This window comes from Paenibacillus alba, assembly GCF_013204855.1.
GTDB classification, from domain to species: Bacteria; Bacillota; Bacilli; order Paenibacillales; family NBRC-103111; genus Paenibacillus_E; species Paenibacillus_E alba.
Genome location: NZ_JABMKZ010000025.1, coordinates 45104 through 69018, shown reverse-complemented (window position 1 = coordinate 69018; position 23915 = coordinate 45104). Strand labels below are relative to the sequence as shown.

At 48.2% G+C, this 23915-nt stretch carries 22 protein-coding genes and 2 other annotated features; of the genes, 20 read left to right on the top strand and 2 right to left on the bottom strand.

Going from position 1 to position 23915, the window contains the following annotated elements; genetic code table 11:
- Positions 1–40: 40 nt before the first annotated feature.
- On the bottom strand, positions 41–1522 hold the full coding sequence (locus tag HQN90_RS25560; protein WP_173223973.1) for a phosphodiester glycosidase family protein: 1482 nt from the start codon (positions 1520–1522) through the stop codon (positions 41–43).
- A gap of 269 nt (positions 1523–1791) precedes the next feature.
- On the opposite strand from HQN90_RS25560, the gene HQN90_RS25555 reads away from it, so the two are divergent.
- The 6 genes from HQN90_RS25555 to HQN90_RS25530 all read left to right on the top strand — a co-directional run bounded on the left by HQN90_RS25555 (position 1792) and on the right by HQN90_RS25530 (position 11411).
- The gene (locus tag HQN90_RS25555) at positions 1792–2673 is read left to right on the top strand and encodes an RluA family pseudouridine synthase (RefSeq protein WP_173223971.1); all 882 of its coding nucleotides are present in this window, start codon (positions 1792–1794) and stop codon (positions 2671–2673) included.
- 122 nt (positions 2674–2795) lie between these two features.
- Positions 2796–3854 carry a LysM peptidoglycan-binding domain-containing protein gene (locus tag HQN90_RS25550; RefSeq protein WP_420851080.1) on the top strand — a complete coding sequence of 353 codons (1059 nt, stop codon included), beginning with the start codon at positions 2796–2798 and terminating at the stop codon, positions 3852–3854.
- A 177-nt stretch (positions 3855–4031) separates the two neighbouring features.
- Positions 4032–4291, top strand: a binding site (T-box leader).
- Between the two features lie 98 nt (positions 4292–4389).
- Entirely contained in the window at positions 4390–7062 is a 2673-nt protein-coding gene (locus HQN90_RS25545) for a valine--tRNA ligase (RefSeq protein WP_173223967.1), read from the top strand.
- 61 nt (positions 7063–7123) lie between these two features.
- A complete protein-coding gene (locus tag HQN90_RS25540; protein ID WP_411830156.1) occupies positions 7124–8509 on the top strand; it encodes a bifunctional folylpolyglutamate synthase/dihydrofolate synthase in 1386 nt (461 codons plus the stop codon).
- A 7-nt stretch (positions 8510–8516) separates the two neighbouring features.
- Positions 8517–9905, top strand: coding sequence for a UDP-N-acetylmuramate--L-alanine ligase (murC, locus tag HQN90_RS25535; RefSeq protein ID WP_173223956.1), 1389 nt, complete (start codon positions 8517–8519; stop codon positions 9903–9905).
- Positions 9906–10064: 159 nt separating this feature from the next.
- A complete protein-coding gene (locus tag HQN90_RS25530) occupies positions 10065–11411 on the top strand; it encodes an SPOR domain-containing protein (RefSeq protein WP_173223955.1) in 1347 nt (448 codons plus the stop codon).
- Between the two features lie 45 nt (positions 11412–11456).
- Here the strand turns inward: HQN90_RS25530 and HQN90_RS25525 are convergent, their stop codons facing one another.
- Positions 11457–12707, bottom strand: coding sequence for an N-acetylmuramoyl-L-alanine amidase (locus HQN90_RS25525; protein ID WP_173223953.1), 1251 nt, complete (start codon positions 12705–12707; stop codon positions 11457–11459).
- A gap of 145 nt (positions 12708–12852) precedes the next feature.
- Between HQN90_RS25525 and HQN90_RS25520 the strand changes: the two genes are divergently transcribed.
- From HQN90_RS25520 to rplU, 14 genes are all read left to right on the top strand, one after another.
- Positions 12853–13095 carry a DUF4321 domain-containing protein gene (locus HQN90_RS25520; RefSeq protein ID WP_173223951.1) on the top strand — a complete coding sequence of 81 codons (243 nt, stop codon included), beginning with the start codon at positions 12853–12855 and terminating at the stop codon, positions 13093–13095.
- Positions 13096–13154: 59 nt separating this feature from the next.
- Positions 13155–13763, top strand: coding sequence for a Maf family protein (locus tag HQN90_RS25515; protein ID WP_173223949.1), 609 nt, complete (start codon positions 13155–13157; stop codon positions 13761–13763).
- Positions 13764–13873: 110 nt separating this feature from the next.
- A complete protein-coding gene (locus tag HQN90_RS25510) occupies positions 13874–14323 on the top strand; it encodes an RrF2 family transcriptional regulator (protein WP_079419079.1) in 450 nt (149 codons plus the stop codon).
- 111 nt (positions 14324–14434) lie between these two features.
- Complete coding sequence (gene radC / locus HQN90_RS25505) at positions 14435–15124, top strand: RadC family protein (RefSeq protein WP_173223947.1); 690 nt, start codon at positions 14435–14437, stop codon at positions 15122–15124.
- Between the two features lie 34 nt (positions 15125–15158).
- The gene (locus tag HQN90_RS25500; protein ID WP_173223945.1) at positions 15159–16193 is read left to right on the top strand and encodes a rod shape-determining protein; all 1035 of its coding nucleotides are present in this window, start codon (positions 15159–15161) and stop codon (positions 16191–16193) included.
- Positions 16194–16212: 19 nt separating this feature from the next.
- Entirely contained in the window at positions 16213–17076 is an 864-nt protein-coding gene (mreC, locus tag HQN90_RS25495) for a rod shape-determining protein MreC (RefSeq protein ID WP_173223943.1), read from the top strand.
- A gap of 13 nt (positions 17077–17089) precedes the next feature.
- Positions 17090–17620 carry a rod shape-determining protein MreD gene (gene mreD / locus HQN90_RS25490; protein ID WP_173223941.1) on the top strand — a complete coding sequence of 177 codons (531 nt, stop codon included), beginning with the start codon at positions 17090–17092 and terminating at the stop codon, positions 17618–17620.
- Positions 17621–17692: 72 nt separating this feature from the next.
- Positions 17693–18355 carry a septum site-determining protein MinC gene (minC, locus tag HQN90_RS25485; protein ID WP_173223939.1) on the top strand — a complete coding sequence of 221 codons (663 nt, stop codon included), beginning with the start codon at positions 17693–17695 and terminating at the stop codon, positions 18353–18355.
- A gap of 40 nt (positions 18356–18395) precedes the next feature.
- Positions 18396–19190 carry a septum site-determining protein MinD gene (gene minD / locus HQN90_RS25480; protein ID WP_173223937.1) on the top strand — a complete coding sequence of 265 codons (795 nt, stop codon included), beginning with the start codon at positions 18396–18398 and terminating at the stop codon, positions 19188–19190.
- 7 nt (positions 19191–19197) lie between these two features.
- Positions 19198–20346: an FtsW/RodA/SpoVE family cell cycle protein gene (locus HQN90_RS25475; RefSeq protein WP_173223935.1), complete on the top strand. Its 1149-nt coding sequence runs from the start codon at positions 19198–19200 to the stop codon at positions 20344–20346.
- A gap of 144 nt (positions 20347–20490) precedes the next feature.
- On the top strand, positions 20491–21381 hold the full coding sequence (locus HQN90_RS25470) for a M23 family metallopeptidase (protein WP_173223934.1): 891 nt from the start codon (positions 20491–20493) through the stop codon (positions 21379–21381).
- Positions 21374–22249, top strand: a complete 876-nt coding sequence (locus tag HQN90_RS25465) for a M50 family metallopeptidase (protein ID WP_173223932.1) — start codon at positions 21374–21376, stop codon at positions 22247–22249. Before HQN90_RS25470 ends, HQN90_RS25465 begins: the two co-directional genes overlap by 8 nt.
- 23 nt (positions 22250–22272) lie before the next feature.
- Entirely contained in the window at positions 22273–23436 is a 1164-nt protein-coding gene (locus HQN90_RS25460; protein ID WP_173223930.1) for an Rne/Rng family ribonuclease, read from the top strand.
- A 54-nt stretch (positions 23437–23490) separates the two neighbouring features.
- Positions 23491–23581: a sequence feature (ribosomal protein L21 leader region), on the top strand.
- A gap of 12 nt (positions 23582–23593) precedes the next feature.
- Entirely contained in the window at positions 23594–23905 is a 312-nt protein-coding gene (rplU, locus tag HQN90_RS25455; RefSeq protein WP_029194673.1) for a 50S ribosomal protein L21, read from the top strand.
- Positions 23906–23915 lie beyond the last annotated feature (10 nt).

Sequence of the window (23915 nt, the reverse complement as noted above, 5' to 3'; positions counted from 1 at the left end):
ACCTGGCCGCTATATGGCCAGGTCTTTTGCTATGTAAAGACTAGTTAGTTTTTACTGGTGTTGAAGGTGTAGGTGATGGTGTAGGCGCTGTATTGCTTGAGTTTGCAGGTGGTACGGGTGCCATGCTCGGAACAGGTGTCGCGCTTGGCTTAGCAGTTGGGGAAGCTCCTGCTGAGGAGCCTCCTGTACCTGCTGTATTGCCTCCGCCGGCCCCAGGACTTGGCGTTGGCGTCGGACTAGTGGAAGCGGAAGGAGACGTTTCCGGCTTCGGAGATGTGCCCGGTTTACCGGTGCCTGCATCCGTTCCTTCAGGACTAGGCACTGCGCCATTCTTGCCTGGCTCGCCGCTGGATTCAGGCTTGTGTGACCCTGTTGGCGTTGGAGTAGTCGTTGTTGTAGGCTTCGGTGTTGCTTTCGGCGGATTGGCTTTCTTCTCTGCCTGTTCCTTCAAGAAATCAGGATGGTCATAAGCGCCACCTGGATCAATCGTTTTAAGGCCTTCCCAAACATTCTTGACCTTTACTTCATCAGGATGATCGAAAACCAAGAAAGCAGATGGCAGACGACGTTCGCCGTACCGGCTGGATGGCTTCGTAATCAATTCATCGTTGTAAACCATTTCGGAGGAAGCTCCTCCGTCCAGGAAGCCGGCATTAATAACGCCATCCTCTAAGAAAATATCTTGAACTTCTTTCAGTGTTGCTCCCACACTGCTAGTTTGTCGGCCGTCGATTACGATGAAGATAACCGTGCCATCGGCCTTTTGTCCAACTGCTGTACGAGGGGCGCGTCCCCAGCCTCCGTCACCGCTGGTAATGAGCGGCTTGCCGTTGGCAATAACACGAGGATAGAAGGACACGGCGTCCGAAACACCAAGCTTCAGCAGTTCATTAATCGTATATTTCCCGATGATCAGTGTGCCTTCTTTGGTAAATCCGACAATTTGCTGCGCGATGCTGCCTTCTTGGTCGGTATACAGAATTTCGCCGCCGGACATAATAACACCAATTGGCGCAAATCCGTTTCCAAGTCCGTCAGGATCATTAAATCCACCGCCGTTAACGCCCGCAACTGCTCCGGTACGCTGAACCATCGCCGTAATTCGCTCGCCTTCTCCTTGCTTGGCGGGAACGACGACACGGATCGTACGTGGATCATACACATACATTTTCTTGCCTTTCCAGAATTGTCCGGATATATCTTCTACTTTCACTAGACTTTCTAGTGGACGATTAGTATTGAATTGAACGGCCTTCAAATCTTGCTTTTCAACAGAGTTTACCTCGGTTAAATTTTGCATTTCAAGCACCATCTGATCTCTTCGCTGAGCGCCTACGAAAATCCAAGCCCAATCACGATGCTGCGTGGTAATAACTGTTTTGGCCAGATATTCACGAATATACTCGCCTGGCGGTGTTAGAAATAAAAAGCTTGAACTGAGAAACGTACAGACGGCAATAATGAGCAAAATGCGCTTCAACCAACTATAATTGCGGAAATGATCTAATATTGAACTACTCAAAGATGTTCCTCTCCTGCTCTATTAATCTATTTTGAAGTATAAATGTCGAAAAAAATCAATACTAGATTTATATTATCATATTTTCACATGCAATTGTTATTGGTAATTGTTAAAATAAAGTGTACATAATACCTATTCGTGTAAGGAGTTTTTCAAACGATGAAACGCTATTACTTTTTTGATTTTCCAATAGATCTTATGGCTGTTGTTTTTGTGTTTCTGCTTTTGCTTGTGGTTATCCTTCTGGCTTTTCGCAAAGGGACACGCTCATGATGGTGGGGAAACGCAGCGGAGAATGGCTTGAACTGCCGTTGCCAAATGCGAGTTGGAAGCCACTTAAGCCTGGCGCTATCGAAGAATTGGCTGCTTTCCTGCCGGTTCCGCGCAAGTTTTTTCTGCGATTAGCTTCACAGGGGCTTATTCGCGTTCAAGAGGAGATGGTCCGAATACGCCTATTCCCCTCCGAAGAGCCCTCTTCTAAACCAGAGCGCTTGGCGATCGAAATCCTCTATGAGGATGATTACTGCTTGGTCGTGAATAAACCTGCGGGCATGTCCGTGCACCCCGCAGAAGCTGGGCAGGGCGGCACATTGGCCTCAGCTGTGGCCTATTATTATGCCTCGACAGGCCAAGCTTGTGCGATTCGGCACATACACCGTTTAGATCAAGATACGACCGGCGCTGTCCTTTATGCCAAAAATGAGTGGGCCCATGTCCTGCTCGATGAGGCGATGCGGGATAAACGGATTGATCGACGTTATGTCGCTGTAGCCGAGGGAGTATTCCGTTCCAAGCAAGGAACGATTGATGAAGCTATTGGCAAGGATCGCCACCAATCCGGTAAACGCAGAGTGACGCCTAGCGGGGATCAAGCGGTCACCCACTATAAGGTGCTTCAACAGATGAAGAAAGCTGCATTGGTTGAATTGGAACTGGATACGGGCAGAACTCACCAAATCCGTGTCCATCTCAGTCATCTGGGGCATCCGCTCATGGGAGATTCCTTATACGGCGGTTCGTCTCGTTTATTTCATCGCCAAGCCCTGCATGGAGAACGGCTTTCATTCGATCACCCGATCACTCAAAAGCAGATTGAAGTCCATGCGCCGCTGCCGCAAGATTTGCAGCAGCTGATCAAGGAAGTGACTTAGCTCAAAAATGTAGTCATGCCTGGCCCTTCCCGTCCATATACTTTTAGAGACAAACAAGTAAATGGCCAAACAATCCGTCTGCAGCTCCAGCAGCGGGTTAGATGGAAGGGAGGATTCGTTCGGTGTCTGAACAACAACCAGGTTTAAGATTCGATATCTATGAACGCGTTCATTTGCAGGAAGATTTGGCGGGGATCCAAGAGCTGAACGATGTGGAATTGCTGCCTCATATTCAAGTGCTTACGCTGGATGATCAGGCCATCCTGAAAGGGAATTTGCTGCTTACTGGCAATTATGCCAGTGAAGAGGGAGGAACGCCTCGATCCCTGGAGCACTTGATTCCGGTCGAAATCACGTTGCCCTTGAATCGTATTCATCGCGTAGAAGATATTCAGGTTGAGATTGAGAACTTTGATATTGATCTCTTGTCGGCCAGAAGCCTGAATGTGACCGGCGTTCTTTCGTTGCAGGGCGTGGAGATTGTATCGGTTCCGCTGGAAAGCTGGCGTGACGAAGAGGAAGTAACATTCACGCATGAAGTCGGGATCCCACGGAACGAGCCGCCAGTGTCAGTCCCTGCTCCTGCAGAGGTCTATGAGGAGCCTGCTGAGCCAGCACCAATGCAATGGTACGAAGAGCCGCCTGCGGTTCAGCCTGTGCCTGAATCAGAGGATCTTGGACCTATTGCAGCTGTGCCAACAATGCCTGCTATTCAGGAAGAAGAGCAGCAGGATGATGGTGAAACGGTCATTCAAATCGAACAAACAGAATTGAAGGTGACTCCCCATCCCGAGAGTACGGTGGTTACGGAAGAGAAGAAAGATCTCAAAGTCGCGTTCGGCAAAAAAGCGAATGAGGCGACCGATCTCAATCCTTACGGGATCAAATCGCTTCTTTCCAAAGCAGGCTCATACCTCACGGATAAGCGAAAAGCGGAAGAAGAGGCGCAAGCTGCGCTTGCTGAGGAGGCGAGAATAGATGCGGTTGAATGGAGACGCTTGTTCCTTCAAAGCCATACAAGCTCGCAAGAATTCAGAAAGCTGAAAATGTGCATCGTTCAAAGGGAAGATACGCTGGAGTCGATTGCCAAACGTTATCAGCTGAATCCGCGGGAGCTTCAACTTTTGAATCGTCTGAATGATCAGGATATCTCCGTTGGTCAAGTTATTTATTTACCCTGATAAATAACCGGATACATAGGCAAGAGCTTCTGGCCGCTTCTTCGGCCAGTGGCTCTTTTTTTTCGTAACATCCTTCAGAACGGAGCATAATTTACTCATAAACGGTAATACTGGAATGATATATTGACTCTATTTCAAATGTTCGTTATCATATGATGTAAACCATTTTGAGTAATATTGGAAACGTTGATAGGGAGTAGTAGGCGGTAAGCCCTTCAGAGAGTGGAACTGGTAGCGCTGAAAGGTTCCATAGGAAGCAACCGAACGAAGTCGCCCTGGAGTTGTGAATGTGATGGCAGCTATCCGTCTATGCGGTATAACTGACTTAGCATTCGCCGGCCGCAGCCGTTATCTGTTTGAGAGCCACGCGCTTTATTTAGTTGAAGCTGCGCGGAATAAAGGTGGTACCACGGAAGCGCAAGCCTTTCGTCCTTTGCGGGCGGAGGGCTTTTTTTGTTTGAATTTAGCCGGTTTACAAGGTATGACAGGCGCTTGAAGCCTATCGAACAGAGATTCTAGTAATGGAGGTAGTCCGATGACTGAAGCTAATGAAACCAAAGAGCAATTACAAATGCCAACTACGTATGATCCCAAAGAAGCCGAGCGCAAGTGGTACGATTACTGGATTAAGAATGAGTTTTTTAAAGCGGGCAACCGTCCGGATGCCCAAACATACACGATTGTTATCCCGCCTCCGAATGTTACAGGGATGCTGCATATCGGGCATGCGCTTGATTTCACCCTTCAAGATATTTTAGTACGGACGAAGCGTATGCAAGGCTTTGACACGCTTTGGCTGCCTGGCTCTGACCATGCAGGCATTGCCACGCAAACAAAGGTGGAGCAGAAGCTTCGTGAAGATGGCCAAACCCGCTATGATCTCGGACGCGAGAAGTTTCTGGAGAAAGTGTGGGAGTGGAAGGAGCAATACGCGAACACCATTCGTGAGCAATGGGCCAAAATGGGCTTCTCGCTCGATTATTCCCGCGAGCGCTTTACTCTGGATGAAGGCCTGTCACAAGCAGTTCGCGAAGTGTTCGTAAGCTTGTATGAGAAAGGTCTTATCTACCGCGGTAATTATATTATTAACTGGGATCCAGCAGCACGTACTGCGCTTTCTGACATTGAAGTTGAATACAAAGAGGTGCAAGGCGCCCTCTATCATTTATCTTATCAAACGGCAGACGGGACAGATTCTATCGTTGTGGCGACGACGCGACCAGAAACGATGCTGGGCGATACCGCTGTTGCGGTTCATCCCAAAGATGAGCGCTATAAGCACCTGATCGGCAAAACGCTGCTGCTTCCGATTGTAAATCGCGAAATTCCGATCATTGCCGACGACTACGTAGAAAAAGAGTTCGGCAGCGGTGCTGTGAAAATCACCCCTGCGCATGATCCGAACGATTTCGAGGTAGGCAAACGCCATGATCTCCCGCAAATTCTCGTAATGGATGAAACCGGCACGATGAATGCGAATGCAGGCCCGTACCAAGGGCTGGATCGATTTGAATGCCGCAAGAGAATCGTTGCTGATTTGAAGGAGCAAGGTGTTCTGATTAAAATCGAAGAGCACGTTCACCAAGTAGGTCACAGTGAGCGCAGCGGTGCAGTCATTGAGCCGTACCTGTCGACCCAATGGTTCGTGAAGATGCAGCCGCTTGCTGAGAAAGCGATTGATGCGCAAAAATCAGGCAATGGCGTTAATTTTGTTCCGGATCGTTTCGAGAAAATCTATTTGAATTGGATCGAAAATGTACGTGATTGGTGTATTTCCCGCCAATTGTGGTGGGGACATCGGATTCCGGCCTGGCACTGCGCAGATTGCGGTCAAATCACCGTAACACGTGAGGATGCGACAGTTTGCTCGCACTGCCAAAGCACGAACCTCAATCAAGACAACGATGTGTTGGATACGTGGTTTAGCTCTGCCTTATGGCCGTTTTCAACTTTGGGCTGGCCGAACGAAGAAGCCGAGGATTTGAAACGCTTCTATCCGACGAATGTGCTCGTAACCGGCTATGATATCATCTATTTCTGGGTATCTCGCATGATCTTTACGGGACTTGAATTTACGAAGCAAAATCCGTTCAAAGATGTTTTGATGCATGGACTTGTTCGTGATTCGGAAGGCCGCAAAATGTCTAAATCCTTAGGCAACGGTGTGGACCCGTTAGAAGTGATCGAGAAATACGGCGCAGATGCTATGCGCTATATGATCTCAACTAGCAGCACGCCAGGTCAGGATCTTCGTTTCCGCTGGGAACGTGTTGAGCAAGCGCGCAATTTTGCCAATAAGATCTGGAATGCTTCCCGCTTTGCCCTTATGAATCTGGAAGGCGTTGCAGCCTCTGATATTGATTTGACAGGTCAGCTGGGTACGGCGGATCGTTGGATTCTGCACCGTCTGAACGAGACAGTTCGCGAAGTAACCCGTTTGATCGACAGCTACGAGTTCGGTGAAACTGGCCGAGTGCTGTATAACTTCATCTGGGATGACCTGTGCGATTGGTACATTGAATTCAGCAAGCTGAGCTTGTACGGAGCAGACGCAGCGGCGAAGAAACAGACACAATCCGTTCTGGCGTATGTTCTCGATCAAACGCAGCGCCTGATCCACCCGTTCATGCCGTTTATCTCCGAAGAAATTTGGCAGCATTTGCCTCATGAAGGTGAAACGATTACGCTTGCCGCATGGCCGCAAGAAAACGCTGCTTTCGAATCACCGGATGCTGTTCGCGAGATGGAGCTTCTGATGGATGCGATTCGTTCTGTTCGTAATATCCGAGCAGAAGTGAACGTGCCTATGAGTAAAAAGGTTGAACTGCTGGTGAAGCCGGCGACCAGTGAATCGCTGAGTATTCTACGTAACAACGAGGAGTACCTCAAACGCTTCTGTAATACGTCCCTGCTTCAAATCGACGCCGATATGGCAGCGCCGGAGAAAGCGATGACGTCCATTATTACAGGCGCAGAGCTGTTCTTGCCTCTGGCAGGTTTAATTGATATCGCGCAGGAGCTTGCCCGCTTGGATAAAGAGCTGCAATCCTTGCATGGTGAAGTTGAGCGTATTGAGAAGAAGCTGGGCAATGAGGGCTTTGTGGCCAAGGCGCCTGCGAAGGTGATTGAGGAAGAAAAGGCTAAACTTGCTGATTATGCGGATAAACGGGATAAAGTGATTGCTCGATTAGCGGAATTAAAAGGGTAATACTGGTAAAATGGTTAGTTGCCTAGTTACACAGACAAGGTGATTCATATAGTAAATGAGGATGAGAACGATGAACGAATTAAAAGACACCCCTTCGGCTGAATTTCAAACAGCGCAAGAAGCGATTGCGTGGATTGTTGGCCGGATGGAGAAGCTTGGCATCAAACCGGGACTTCAGCGAATGCAATTGCTGATGGAAAAGCTCGGTCATCCCGAACGCAGGTTGAAGTTCATCCATGTGGCGGGGACGAATGGCAAAGGTTCTACATGTGCGTATTTATCATCTGTTTTGCAGGCATGCGGCTACGATGTGGGGACGTTTACGTCTCCTTACTTGGAGAAGTATACCAATCGGATGCAGGTGAATGGTGCGGATATTGAGGATGAGGTTCTGCTGCGTCTAGTGAATGAGATGAAGCCCATCGTAGACGAAATCGCCGAGACGGAGCTTGGGGCTCCGTCGATGTTTGAAATCTCGACCGCACTGGCAATTATGTTTTTTGGCAAAGTTGCTTATCCGGATTATGTGGTATGGGAAACAGGACTAGGGGGAAGGCTGGATAGCACGAATATCGTGAATCCCGTTGTTACCGTTATTACGAATGTGGGTCATGATCACATGGATATCTTGGGAGATACGCTCGATCTGGTAGCTGCTGAGAAAGCCGGCATTATCAAAGCGGGCGTACCGGTCATTACTGCAGTGGGTCCTGAACAAGGATGGCATGTCATCGAAGAAACGGCCAAAGCGAAGAAGGCTACGCTGTATTCGCTTGGACATCAATTCAATTATGCCAATGTATCAAGTAAGCTGGACCATCAATCCTTTGATTTCAGCGGACCTTTTCGCCGAATCGAAGGCGTGCCGATCTCTCTGAATGGGGAGCATCAGTTGACGAATGCGGCGGTTGCTGTGATGACTTTGGAAGTGCTTCGTCAATATTATGCTTGCATCGTAGATGATGAGGATCTGTTCAAGGGGCTTCAGGGAACACGCTGGCCAGGGCGGCTTGAAATGATTTCGAACGAGCCGCGCATTCTGTTGGACGGCGCGCATAACCCGGAAGGAGCCGCTTCGCTGGCTGCCGCCCTTCAAAGTGTATATTCGTACCGCAAGCTGCATCTGATGATGGGAATGCTTTCGACAAAGAATCATACAGGCTATCTCAGGCATATACTACCATTGGTGGATACTCTTATTCTTACGGAACCTGATTTTCATAAAAAAGGTGATGCTTCCAAGCTTGCCGAGCTTGCCAGAGATCTGCTTCGGGAAATGGATCGCACGGTAGAGATTGTCGTGGAGCACGATTGGAAGCAAGCATTAGAAGTCCTTACAAGCAGAACTGAGCAGGATGATCTGGCGGTCGTATCCGGCACGCTGTATTTAATCTCTGATGTTCGTTCTTGGATTACCTATCAAACCGATTCTGAAAAAGGATGGTGAGAACGGCGTGAGTCAAGCAGAACACGTACATTTTATTGGCATCGGCGGATACGGCATGAGTGCAATTGCCAAAGTCATGCTTGAAATGGGATACCGAATTTCCGGTTCCGATCTAGCACAGCAAGAACTTACAGAAAAGCTAATCGCCAAAGGCGCAAAAGTTTTCATAGGACATGAAGCGGGCAATGTTTCCGGCGCTGATTTGGTTGTGTACTCGACAGCTCTATCCAAAGATAATGTGGAGATGCAGGCTGCGGAGGAATTGAATATTCCGGTCATTCATCGCTCACAGATGCTCGCAAGGCTTATGAACGAACGCAAGGGCATTGCCGTTGCAGGCGCTCATGGCAAAACAACAACATCGTCTATGATTGCGCTGGTCATGGAGATTTGCGGAGCGGACCCGACGTATATTATTGGCGGAGAAATCATGAATGTGGGCAGCAACGCCAAAGCAGGCAAGGGTGAATTTGTCGTTGCCGAAGCGGATGAGAGCGATGGGACATTCCTTCAATATCATCCGACTCTCGCACTAGTCAATAATATCGAAGCGGATCATTTGGAGAATTACAACGGTGATTTCGAGAATTTGAAAAAGGCGTACAAACAATTCCTCAGTCAAGTAAGACCTGGAGGGAAAGCAATTGTTTGCCAGGATGATACCTTCCTGAGGGAAATGATTCCAGCCATTCAGAGCGAAGTCATTACGTATGGCATAGATAGCGAGGCCGACTATGTAGCGCATGATATTACGCTTGGTGACCGCAAAGTTACATTTGCCGTAAGGTTCAAGGGCGCAGATTTGGGTTTGGTGAGTTTGTCCGTACCAGGCAAGCATAACGTGTATAATGCGCTTGCCACGGTAATCACTTGTCTGGAAGCGGGATTGCCATTCGAGCAGATTGTGGATGCGATTCAAGAGTTTCGCGGGGCAAAACGTAGATTTCAAGTGTTAGGCGAGGTAGAGGACATCTTGGTCATCGATGACTATGCTCATCATCCTACGGAAATTCAGGCTACAATATCAGCTGCCAAAGCAACAGGGAAGCGAATTATTGCTGTTTTCCAACCGCAACGATACACGCGAACCTATTATTTGTTTGAGCAGTTCAGTCGCTCCTTCGATGAAGCTGACGAGGTGATCATCACCGATATCTACTCACCGGCAGGCGAACAGCGAATCGAAGGCGTGGATTCCGTCAAGCTGGTTGAACTGATCAGAAGCAACAGCAACCCGAATGTCCGGCATATTGCAACGAGGGAAGAGGTTCTATCCGATCTGATTCAGCGTGTGCAACCCGGCGATCTCGTGCTAACGATGGGCGCGGGTGACATCTGGAAAGCGGCGGATGGACTAGCAAAGTCGCTGCGCAAGAAATACGAAACGAATACCTAGCTTAAAGATCGCTGTAAGCCAATTTGGCTGGAGGCGGTCTTTTTTTGCTGAAAGGAACATAATTCGATTCTCTCAATCATAATCTAGTAACAGAAGATTTGGACAAGACAACGTGGCGTTAAAGCCCGTTCCAAATACATTTACGAGGGAGTGAAGAGAATGAGCAAAGCTAGAATAACCTACCGTTTCGATCCAAAAGAACCCATAGAATCAGCCCGCAAAGCCTCGCGCGTACCTGATCAGGATGAGAAAGTCATCCCGCTCTATCAGGAAGAGTTTAAAGTAGTCACGCATCCAAGAGAAGAACGTGCGCCGGATCCGGTAACTTCCTATCAGCAGGCTGAGAGAGAGCAAGTCGAACAAATGTTCGAGCCGCACGCATTAAATACCTTTACAACTGATTTTGGGAATTGGACCAGTCAGATTGAAACAGAGAGTGACCGCGTGGAACGAATTATTCGTGAATCCCAGGAGGCCAGAGATCGCCAGGAAGACAGAGAACTGCCTCCGGAAAGACAGGAGTCGATGCCGGAGCGAAATCGCGACGAGTGGTCAAGCTGGACCTCGAAGGGGCCCTATGTGGAGCCAGAGACCGGTACGCGATATGCCAAACCTTCGGGCGCGCCTTGGATTCGTATTGCAACGTCAGTGGCTGGTGCTGTTGTGACCGGGATCGCATTTGGTTTTTTTGTTCTTTCGATGTTTTCATCCAATAACGATGTCAACGACACTGCGGCAGCTAAAAATACAATTGCCTTGCCGTCGCCTAAGGCGCAGGCAGCGGTTCCGTCGAAAGCACCGACGGGAGCTGCCAAGACGACTCCGGAGCAGGCGACAGCCGTTGCTGCAGCTGCTGGGGTCGTTACACCGGTGCAAATTCCCGCCAAATCGTATACGTTTCTGCAAAATGGCGTGTTCAGCAGCTTGCAGGGCGCTCAAGCCACGCAGGATACTTTGAAAAAGAAAGGCTTGGCTTCTGCACTGGATTCTTTGGATAAGCTGACCGTATTTGTGGGTTTTGCCAAAACGAAGGATGATGCGCTCGCACTACGTGAGAAGGTGCAGGCTGCGGATAAATCGATTGAGGTGTATATCAAAAGCTTAGATATCCCCGCAGCAACAGGCATCCGTTGGGGCGGACAAAAACCGGAATCCGTTCCTTCTTTTCTGGCCGAAGGGGACAAACTGGTGAATGCAATAACGGGACTCACCGTTGTGCATTTGGCAGAGACGAAACCAACCGCGCTGGCAGAAGCTTCCGTGCAGACGATTCATGCTTCCCATCAACAGCTAACCACCTTGTCGACAGCGATGAACGAAGGGCTGACGGATGACTCGAAATTGGTTGTGCAAAAGATGACAGCAGCAATCAACAGCGCGGTCTTGTCGATGGACGAGTATAAGAAAAGCCCTTCCACGGCGATGCTGTGGCAAGCTCAGTCGTCGATGATGCAGTACATTATCGCGCAGAAAGAGCTGATTAAGAAAATCAGCGTCCCTTCCTAAAAAAAGCGTGTCCGAACCTTTTAAGGGCTCAGACACGCTTTTTTTTCATTTGACATAATAACGATTCAACAAGGCCGCTATCTCGGCGCGGGTAATGGTTTGATCGGGCTTGAACGAAGTATTGGTGATGCCATTGATCAATCCTTTATTTTGCAAAGCGTAAATGGCTTTGGCGCTCCATAGCGTAGAGGGCACATCGTCGAAGCTAGGCAGCTGTGCTGCCTGCTGTCTGCTGTTTGCAGTGGCGGATAGCTGCAGCAAATGGTCAAACAGATAGGCAACCTCGCCACGTGTAATCGGTTGGTTGGGACGGATGGTTCCATCCGAGTACCCCTGCAGCAGATTCAGTTTCTTGGCTTTGGCGAACACGGGGCTAGCCCAGTGAGACGTTGGCAGATCTTTGTAGCTTTGCTCAGCGGCACCGGCCTGGCAGCCATATACAAGCGATGTGACAGTCCCGCTTGGCTCGCAGGACGCTTTCATTTCGCTGAAGGTGAAGACACGATCCATCAAGGTGAGGAATTCAGCTCTGGTTAGTGCGCGATCGGGTTCAAACAGATTGGCGGCCATACCTTCAATGACACCTTTATTTTGCATCCGCACGATCGCTTCTCGAGCCCAATGGGTAAGTGTGTCCGTGAACAAGGGAGGTGCATAAGCTGCAATCCCGTTCGCGATGCCTTTCGCCATCTTGGCTCGAACCGCATCGCTGGCCAGCAAAGCGGCATCGCTGCTCTGACTGAGAAAAGCTGTTTCTACGAGAATACTCGGAATGGTCCCCATTCGAGCGACATACACAGCACTTGGGACGAGTCCTAAGTTTTTGGTGCCCACTGCTGCGACCAGAGAATTCAAAACGTGCTGTGCCAGATCTTTGCTGTAGGGAGTCAATTGCTTCATCGTTTCACTGGCAGGATAATCCTCTTGCGGATAGGCGTTGTCATAGTAAAGCACCATCGAGCCGTTGGTTTTGCCATCAGGGTGTGCATTCGCATGAATGGATACGAATAAATCCGCTTGCTGCGCATTCGTGAATTCGACTCGCTGTGCAAGCGCCCAGTAGGAATCATCTTTTCTGGTCAAAACAACCTCATAACCGAGCGCGGTCAGCTCGTCTCGTACCTTTTGGGTGATGTCCCAGTTGACATCCTTTTCACGGAGACCATTGACTCCGATAGCTCCGGGATCACTTCCGCCGTGTCCGGCGTCCAGCACAACTTTGTAAGCAAAGGCTTGATACGGAAAGGCAATGGTGAACAGAAAAGTGAATAGGATAAGTCTTTTTAGTAGAGTCATAGTTGAGATACCTCCGGTAACTATCTTACTAGGATCAGCAGGGGATGTAAGCAGGTAACAATCACCATGCGATCACATTTTTCATGGAAAAAAGAGGAGTGTGCCAGTATAATAGGGCTTGTACATAGAAGAGAGGATGACAGGCATGAAAAAAGGCACCTTCGCATTAATCGTATTTTTAATCGTCGGTTTGATTACCGGGATTATTGTTGGCCAGCTGCTGGCGCCGGTCCCTGCTCTTGCTTTTTTGACCAAATCAGCTCAGATCTCCTGGGAGCCTAAAGCTGATCTGCAGGTTGTGAAATATGAGTTCCATCTTTTGGTGAAACTAAACTTATGCAGTATTCTTGGATTAGTGGGGGCCTACCTCCTGTATCGCAAGGTGTAAAAAAGGCATTCTCGCCTATGTGTGAATTCGATTATTACTTTGAACGGGAGTTGTTTCTTATGAGTACCCATACCAATCAACAGCAAAGACTTATTCTGGCTTCGTCATCGCCGCGCAGACAAGAGCTTATCCAAACATTAGGTCTACCCTATATCATTCGAGTAAGTGACGCAGATGAGACCGTCGAAGAAAAAATCACGCCAGCTCAGTTGGTGGAATTGCTTTCTTTGCGCAAAGCATCCATGGTGCGTGAAATGCTGGAAGCTGGAGAGCAGCATGGTATTATTATCGGCTCGGATACGGTCGTTGTTTACCACAATGAAGTTTTGGGTAAACCGGCGGACGAACAAGACGCTTTCCGGATGCTGCAAGCACTGCAAGGCAATACGCATCAAGTTTATAGCGGGATCGCGTGTATCGATGCAGCTACGGGAAAACAAGCCGTTTCGCACAGTGTCACAGATGTCAAGATGAAGCCAATGAACGACAGCCAAATTCTTCGTTATATTGCGACAGGAGAACCTAAGGACAAGGCCGGCTCTTACGCCATTCAAGGGATCGGAGCTACGATTGTGCATGCCATCGAAGGCGACTATTTCACCGTTGTTGGCTTGCCGCTGTCTCTGCTAAGCGATTTGCTGCTTCAGTTTGATATTGAAGTTCTCTAAACGTTCACCGTTCTGCCTCCCAAAAGGTGCCCATCCATTGACTGAATAATCTGTAACGGGTACAATGACAGTAAGCGACACAACATCGCATTCTTCAGGGGGGACCAACCATGAACAGCGAATTTACGATAGCCGTCCACAGCCTTGTATTTCTCGCTAATTTGCCCGATCATATGGCAACAAGCGAAGAAATTGCTGTGAATGTGTCTACACATTCTGCTCGTATTCGCAAAGTGATGGGCTTTCTTCGAAAAGCAGGCTACGTTTCAACGAAAGAAGGTATCGGCGGCGGTTTCATCCTTAGCCGGAACCCGGACGAAGTGACACTCGGTGAAATTTACCGATTGACGTGCCAAGGCTCCTTGAAGCCAAGCTGGTGCTCTGGGGATGAGAATAAACCCTGTTTGATTTCATCCAAGATGGATAAATTAATGGGAGATGTGTTCGCAGACGCCGAGAAGCAGATGGAATTGTACTTCAATGGACATACCATCGGCAGTATGTTGGAACGAATTAGAGCTTTCGAATGCCCACAATCGAATAATGAGCTATTGTCCTAGAAGCCCTCGGATCTTATGAATCCGGGGGTTTTATGTCGTTTTTTGAGCATATTTCGGCATGAATGGGATAGAGGCAAGTAACACAACCTACAAGATGAAAGAGGGGAATTCATGGAAGCCACAAGCTTGATGCTGCGAGAAGTGCCAAATGAGGAAAGACCGAGAGAGCGCATGCTCCAGTATGGAGCTGGAGCCCTTAGTCATGTGGAACTTTTGGCTATTTTGCTTCGAACAGGGACCGTATCTGAATCAGCTGTGCGTTTGGCGTCACGAATATTGAACGAAAGTGGGGGCTTGCGCAGTCTAGTAGATATGAGCAAAGATCAGCTGACGCAGATCAAAGGGATCGGCGATGCGAAAGCCCTGCAAATTATGGCTGGCATTGAGCTTGGACGCAGACTCGCCAAAAGCAGCTATGCCGAGCGGGTGACGATTCGTTCGCCCAAGGATATCGCCAATTTGATGAGCGAAGATCTTCGTTATTTACAAAAGGAGCATTTTGTTTGTTTATTTCTGAATACGAAGAATCATTTGCTGGCGCAGGAAACTTTGTCTATGGGCAGCTTGAATGCATCCATCGTACATCCCAGAGAAGTGTTTCGCGCGGCGATCAAACGCAGCAGTGCTTCTATCGTTTGTGTACATAATCATCCCAGCGGCGACCCCACACCAAGCCCTGAGGATATTCAATTAACGCATCGTTTAGTGGAAGCGGGAACTATCATTGGTATTGAAGTACTGGATCATGTTATCATTGGTGATCAGCGATTCATTAGTTTGAAGGAACAAGGCTTTATGTAATATAATAGATTGGCAACAGGAAAGGAGCATTGCCATGTTTGGCGGTTTAACGAAGGATTTAGGGATTGATTTGGGTACAGCGAACACACTGGTTTATGTAAAAGGCAGAGGAATTATCGTTAGAGAACCGTCTGTGGTTGCTCTACGTACGGATACGAAAACAATCGAGGCTGTCGGAGACGCGGCCAAAAAAATGATCGGGCGCACCCCTGGCAACATCCGTGCGATTCGCCCGATGAAAGATGGCGTTATCGCCGACTTTGAAACGACAGCGACGATGATCCGCTACTTTTTGAGACAAGCTCAGAAGCAGCGCTGGCTCTTCCAGCGTCACCCGAATGTGATGGTTTGCGTGCCATCCGGAATTACAGCTGTAGAGAAACGTGCAGTTGAGGATGCGACCAAACAAGCCGGAGCGCGCGAGGCGTACACGATTGAAGAACCGTTTGCTGCGGCAATCGGTGCCGATCTTCCTGTTTGGGAACCAACAGGCAGTATGGTCGTCGATATTGGCGGCGGAACGACAGAAGTCGCGGTGATTTCTCTCGGGGGCATCGTTACCAGCCGCTCGATCCGCATCGCCGGGGATGAAATGGACGATGCTATCATTCAATACATTAAGCGTACATACAATTTGATGATTGGGGAACGCACATCCGAAACGCTTAAAATGGAAATTGGCTCTGCGCTTCCGATGGAGAAGCCGGAAACAATTGAAATTCGTGGACGGGATCTGGTTTCCGGATTACCCAAAACGATGAGCGTGACATCCGATGAAATTACGGAATCCCTTCAGGACACGGTCAATGCCATCGTCGAAGCGGTCAAAGTTACGCTGGAGAAATGTCCACCAGAATTGTCCGCGGATATCATGGACCGCGGCATCGTTCTGACGGGCGGCGGCGGCTTGCTTCGCAATCTTGATCGACTGCTGGCAAGAGAAACAGGCATGCCTGTCCTCGTGGCAGAGAACCCGCTCGATTGCGTGGCAATCGGCACAGGACGCGCACTAGAAAACATTCATTTGTTCAAGAATAAGTCAGGATCAGGCTCGCGATATAAGCGTTAATATTCGTTAGAAGGTGCTCATGTTGTTTAAATTTATGGGAAACAAGAGGCTGTTTTTCCTGATGTTCGGACTTGTCTGCTTCTTTATATTGATGGGATTGACACTAGGGAACCGGGCACCGATGACGTGGCCGGAGAAATTCGTCAAAGACTCCGTTTCTTGGACGCAAGGACTCTTCTACAAGCCCGCTGCGCAGGTAGCGGGTTTCTTTGAAGATGTTCGTCAGTTAAGAGTTATTTATGAAGAGAACAAGACGCTGAAGCTGACGCTTACGCAGTATGCGCGAGATACGCAGCGGTTGAATGATCTGGAGGCTCAGAACAAGCGGTTAATGGAAGCGCTTGGCTTTACAGAGCGCCAGCGTCAAGCCAACGTGTACACGTATCGCATTGCGGAGGTCGTTACGATGGATACAGATCCATACAATGCGACGGTAACGATTAATTTAGGCGATAAAGACGGGATAAAGGAAAATATGGCTGTCATGACCGTGGACGGTCTGGTAGGCAGAGTAAGCAAAGTGTTCGGCTTTCACTCGAACGTTCAATTGCTCAACGAAATCAATGATTCTGACAATAATTCCAAGGCCATCGCCGTTACGGTTAAGGGTAATGAGAATCAGCCATTCGGGATGATTGAGTCTTATGCCAATACTGGCGAGCTTGTGATGAACAAGGTTGAACACGCGGATGATATGAAAGTTGGAGACACCATTATTACATCAGGCTTGGGTCAAGTGTTTCCTAAAGGCATTGAGGTTGGAACTATTTCATCCATCGGCCCTGGGGAATTCGGCATCACATACAAGGTTATGGTGAAGCCCAAAGCTTCGTTCAGCCATATTCGCGAAGTGTTTGTGGTCGAAGTCCCGGAAGTGAAATGAGGTGAGCCGTAACGTGAATCGACATTTGCTGTGGCTCATCATTTTATTAGCAATTTTCATTCTGCAAGGCAGTATCTTTGTTTGGTTGATCCCTTCGGCCTGGCAAGGGGTTGTGCGTGTAACGCCCCATTTCACTTTGGTCTTCATCTTGTTTATCGGACTTTTTCATCATCGTCATACCGCTCTCATTTACGGGCTCCTGTTTGGGCTTTTGCATGATTTCAACTACTACGGTTCCATGCTGGGGGTGTATTCCTTCGGTATGGGATTAACCGGCTACTTGGCTGGATTAGCACAGCGAAGACAACCTAATTTAATATTTTATAATTTGCTGATTACCGGAATGGGACTGCTCTTGTTTGAGTTTTTGAACTACGGGATCAACCGTTTGTTCAAGCTTATTGACATTGATCTGAAATTTGCCCTCACCCACTACATGCTTCCGAGTGTTCTGTTTAATCTGCTGTTTGCCCTGATTTGCTACGTTCCCATTCGCAAGCTGCTTGAAGGAAAGCGGAATGTGCCTGCCGGAAACGAAGATTAATTTTCTGGGCGGTTTGCAGGAGAATTCAGGACATGAACCGAAATGTATAGGTTGGGAGGTTGTCATACACTTATGTCCGTAACTAAGCACCATGTAATGATAAAAGGGGTCAAGGATGGCCTTGTTTTTTTACTAAACGATGCATGCGAATGGCAAGATTTGCTGCAAGAGCTGCAGCATAAGCTTGAGAAAACGCATCAACAAATATTGACTGGACCGATTATTCATGTGCATGTGAAATTAGGCAGCCGTGACGTGACGGAAGAGCAGAAGGACGAGATTAGATCTGTCATTAAGCAAAAAGGCAATCTTCTCATCCAATCGATCGAAGGTGAGCCCCGTAAAGAGGCTGCCGCTGAAGAACCTGCGGCTTCAATGACAACAGTTAAGGGCATGATTCGTTCGGGACAAACCCTCCACCAAGAGGGTGATTTACTATATTTAGGCGATGTGAATCCGGGCGGAACGATAACATCTACCGGAAACATTTATATTATGGGTTCGCTTCGGGGGATGGCGCATGCGGGGATTGACGGCGATGATAAAGCTATTATCGCAGCCTCCCATATGCGCCCTACTCAATTGCGTATTGCCGGCATCATCAGCCGTTCTCCCGATGAGTGGGGAATTGAAGAGGCCTTCATGGAATTTGCTTACGTGAAAGAAGGCAAAATGGAAATCGATAAGGTGCATCAGCTTCATCGACTTTGGCCGGATTCAAATTTGAAATCTTAGTATATAACATATAGAAAAATTGCGTGTGGGGTGAGAAAGTATGGGAGAGGCAATCGTTGTCACTTCAGGAAAAGGCGGTGTTGGTAAAACAACGACTTCCGCTAATCTTGGAACAGCATTGGCACTATTGGGGAAAAAGGTTTGCATGGTAGATACCGATATCGGACTGCGCAATTTGGATGTCGTCATGGGACTTGAGAATCGGATCATTTACGATCTGGTCGACGTGGCGGAAGGCCGCTGCCGGTTGCCGCAAGCTTTAATTAAAGATAAACGCTTCGATGAGCTGTATCTTCTGCCTGCGGCGCAGACGAAGGATAAGCATGCTGTATCGCCGGAACAAGTGAAGGATATTATTCTCGAGCTCAAAAAAGACTTCGAATTCGTCATCATTGACTGTCCTGCGGGCATCGAGCAAGGGTTCAAAAATGCTGTGGCCGGTGCTGACAAAGCGATTGTCGTGACCACGCCTGAGAATGCCGCTGTGCGTGATGCTGATCGGATTATCGGACTACTGGAGAATGAGAAAATTTCCTCTCCCAAGCTGGTTATTAACCGTATACGCCCCTTGATGATGAAGAAGGGCGAGATGCTGGATATAGACGAGATCTGCTCGGTACTGGCGATTGATTTATTAGGAATTGTTCCTGATGACGAGCACGTCATCAAGGCAGCTAATCTAGGCGAGCCCACCGTTATGAACCCATCCTCTCGCGCAGCTATCGCTTATCGCAACATTGCTCGCCGCATATTGGGGGACACCGTTCCGCTTATGCAATTGGAAGACAAAACGGGCTGGGTGAAACGTATGAAAAAGTTTATTGGAATAGGATGATTGGACAGTGCTTGCGAAACTGAAAAACATAGATATTCCGATAGTAGTCATCTTGCTTGCCTTCATGGTGATCAGCACAATGATGGTGTACAGCGCCTCTGTTGATCATCCGTCAATTGTTATCAGCGTCACCAAAATTCTTGTCTTATACGGGGTTTGTTTAATTGCTTTTCTGGCATGCAGTATATTTGATTTTCGCGTTCTTATTCGAATCGCTCCTTACTTATACGGAATTGGTATTCTTTCATTGATCGCTGTGTATTTTTTTGGTAAAAAAATTCATGGTGCACGCGGTTGGTTTGAGCTTCCCGGGGGACTTACCTTTCAACCGGCGGAATTGATGAAGTTAATTCTGATTATTTGCGTTACAGCGCTCTTGGCAAGACGCGGCGGGGATCTATTGCAAATTAAGAATGATATCATTCCGGTCGGAGCAGCTGTTGTATTGCCTTTTATTCTGGTTCTTATCCAGCCGGATTTAGGGAATGCGATCATCTTTGTCATTATTCTGCTCGGTATGCTCTGGATTGGAAATATTAAATATTCGCATGTTTTGCTCAGTGTTGTGATCTTGGCGGGGGCTGGCTTCCTAATATTGACTCTGTACAAACAATTTCATCAACCCTTGTATGACTTGCTTAAGGGATATGGCTTCAGCCACTGGCTGGACCGGATTGATACGTTTCTGTACCCGACAGAAGTAGCCGCTGATGATAGTTATCAAGTAAATAATGCGATTAGAGCTATTGGTTCGGGCGGTCTAGAAGGGGAAGGATTCCTGAAGGGAACTTCCGTTCATAGTAACTTTATTCCTTTCGCATACTCGGACTCCATCTTTGTTGTGGTAGGAGAAGAGTTCGGTTTTCGTGGATCAGCAGTTCTCTTGCTTATCTATTTCTTGTTGATTTACCGGATGATTCTCATCTCCATTCAAAGCACGCATCTGGGCGGCGCTTATATCGTCGTTGGTGTTGTGTCCATGTTTGTGTTTCAAATTTTTGAAAATGTGGGCATGATGATAGGAATTATGCCATTAACGGGAATAACGCTGCCTTTCGTCAGTTACGGCGGAACCTCGCTTATGATCAACATGCTTTCAATAGGGTTAGTCATGAGTGTGAAGCTGCATCAGGATCGTGAGCCTGAATTATTTTAAACATCCAGCCCTAGTCTTGCAGAGTCCTTAGCTCTGTAAGATTAGGGCTTTTTTTGGTTAAACGTGATTGATCACATAATCTTGTCCCTCTTCTCATAGGCTGTACTAAACATGATTCGCTAGTACTGTTTAGGAGGGGCTTCCATGGAAGTCAAAGATAAAGTCAAGCAAAGACGATTGGAACGGCTTCGCAATCTGCGGGAAACGCCGGATACCCTTAAGGGGAACGCGGGTCCATACAAGCCTGCACGACTCAATGAGCAGCTGCCCATGCTTCATAACCCCCAGACACCGCCTTACGTAGATATGGACTTGAAACGACGGATGGAAGATCCGGAATATGCCTGGCAGCAAAAAATGCGCATGGACAAAACCTTGCATGGACGAGATTATGGGGGCGATGAAGGGGGAGGCCTATTATCGCCGCCTTCATCCCGCAAGATTGCGCTTAAGCTTTTGATTAGCGGAGCTTTATTTGCGGCGATGTATGGCATGTTTCAGCTGAACCAGCCATGGGCGCTGAAGGGAAAGCAGATCGTGACGGCTTCTCTTACAAAATCCTATGATTTCACTGCGGTTTCGGCTTGGTATACGACCCGTTTTGGCGGTTCGCCGTCGTTTATTCCCAGCTTTAACCGTGAGGGGAATGAGGCGGTCAAAGTGAGTACAACGAAACGCACTTTCTACTCTCCGGTCAAAGGAAGCATCATCCTGCCCTTTGATGGGACGAACCATCCGGGCGTTAATTTGAATACCGCTGAATATGCACCTGTATACGCTTTGGATACTGGTCAGGTTATCTTCTCCGGTGTTGCTGTGGAGACAGGGCTAACGATCATCATTCGCCATCCTGGCGGCTTGCAATCCTTGTACGGGGGATTAGGCGAGGCCGATGTAGAAGTAGGGGACTGGATGAAAGTAGGCGAGTCGATAGGCAAAGCCGATAAAAAGGATCCGGCCAAAGGGACGCTGTATGTCGCTTTGACGAGAGACGGTCGTCCTATTAATCCACTGGATGTGACGAACTTTGATTAAATGGGCCGGAACAACGTATCGCTTTCACCCTTTGTTTACCCTCATCATGATCGGTTCCGCTTTGACGGGATATTTTCTGGAAGCTGCTACGTTATTTGGTATCGTGCTTGTCCATGAGCTGGGTCATCTCGTTGCTGCGAGCGGCTTCGGATGGCGGGTTAAGGAAGTTCAGCTTCTGCCCTTTGGCGGTGTTCTCGTTGTAGATGAATTGGGGACAGTTCCGACTTGGGAAGAGCTTGTCGTCTCTTTGGCCGGCCCGCTGCAGCATGTCTGGATGATCCTCTTGGCTCTGCTCATGAAGGGGCTTGGGGTAGGTGTCGGCAGCTGGTGGGACTATTTCATTGATGCCAATCTGATGATTGGTTTATTTAATCTCATTCCAGTTATGCCGCTGGATGGCGGCAAAGTGCTGCAGTCCTTGCTGGGTTATTTTTTATCCTACCACAACACCATTTTATATACGGTTTGGATTAGTATGATACTAAGCACGGCGATTATCGCCATGGCCATCATGCAATTCATCAGCGGACAACTCCCGCTCAATATATTGGTTATTGGCATTTTTTTGCTCGTGTCCAATTGGTATGCGTACCGCCAGCTGCCCTATCACTTTTTTCGTTTCCTGATTGGCCGTGGAGCGCGCATGAGCCAAGTGATCAGCCGCGGAACATTAGCCCAGCCGATTGTCATTACCAGGCAGCGGACTATGGCGGAAACGCTGAAGCTTTTTATGCGGGAGAAATACCATTTAATCTATATCGTCAACGACGTTGGGCGCATACAAGCCGTGCTGCCGGAACAGCAAATTGTGAGCGGTTATTTGGATGGAAAAAAACCGGGGAGTGCAGTTTCCGATCTTTTCATGTAAAATAACTGTTGAGGTGAACGTGTATGAAGCAACTTATAATTCACTGCGCACCTGAACTTACACAAGCGGCATTGCTTGAAGACGGTCGTCTTGTTGAGTATGATACGCAGTATCCGCTTGATTCCCAAAGAGCAGGCAGCATCTACATGGGTCGCATCGTCAACGTTCTTCCCGGCATGCAGGCGGCGTTCGTCGATATCGGACTTTCGAAGAATGCCTTTCTTTATATAGACGACCTCCTCCCTGTCCATTTGGACAAGCAACCTAAGATTAAACCCTCCATAACGGAGCTCGCTGAAGTTGGACAGACGCTGATGGTGCAGGTGACCAAGGATCCGCAAGGAACCAAAGGTGCCAGAGTAACGACACATATTTCCATTCCCGGCCGCTGGATTGTCTATATGCCGGATGCCGATTATATTGCCATATCCCGCAAAATTGATTTGGAAGTTGAACGACAGCGTCTCAAACAGCTTGCAGAGGGCAATTTACTTCCCGGAGAAGGTGTTATTCTGCGGACGGGCGCGATTGGACAGAGTGAAGAATCCATTCGTGATGACTTGCAAAATTTACGAGATTTATGGCAGGCGATTGTAGCCAAAGTTGAAGGCGTGCACGCGCCGGCGCAGCTGTATCAGGATTTGGATTTGCTGCCAAGATTAACGCGAGATGTCATCTCGGATGACGTAAACGAAGTTTGGCTGAACGATGCCAAGGTGTATGAAGAGATGCGTCAGCTGCTGCGCAGGCAGCATCCGAGCTGGCGCGGACGAGTTGCCTATTATGACCGCAAGATTCCCTTGTTCGATCAATTCGGAGTCACTGATGAATTGAATATTAGTTTCCGACGGAAAATTTGGCTGCCTAGCGGGGGTTATTTGATTATTGATCAAACCGAAGCATTAACGGTCATTGACGTTAATACGGGCAGATATACCGGATCCATTAATTTAGAACAGACGGTCACGGATATTAATCGGGAAGCAGCGAGTGAGATTCCAAGGCTTCTGCGGCTGCGAAATATCAGGGGCATTATTATTGTAGATTTCATAGATATGATTTCCGAAATGAATCGCGCGGCAGTCATGGAGAATATCTCGCAAGCCGTGCGCAAGGACCGCTCCAAAACGATTATTGTTGGCTGGACAAGACTTGGGCTTCTCGAAATGACGCGCAAGCGCAAATAAAAGAATTGCATATCAAAATGTTTCTGTGATATAATACTCGGAGTGTGTTGTTTAGGCATGCTGTAACCGCACGAATCGGGTCTAAGCACGGCATCGGATGTTTCATCCTAACCGTCACCTGGACAAGGCGAGTCTGAGACATGAGGAGGTAATGAAAATGTACGCAATTATTGAAACAGGTGGTAAACAGTACAAAGTTCAAGAGGGCGATGTTCTATACATCGAGAAATTGAACGCTGCTGAAGGTGAAGTTGTTTCTTTTGATCGTGTGTTCCTGGTTTCCAAAGAGAGTGGCTTAGTAGTAGGTGCTCCATTGGTAGCTGGTGCTTCAGTTTCCGCGAAAGTGGAGAAACACGGCAAAGGCGCTAAAGTCATCGTTTATAAGTACAAACCGAAAAAGAACTATCACAAAAAGCAAGGTCATCGTCAACCGTACACAAGAGTAGTTGTTGAGAAAATCCAAGCGTAATAGGCTGACT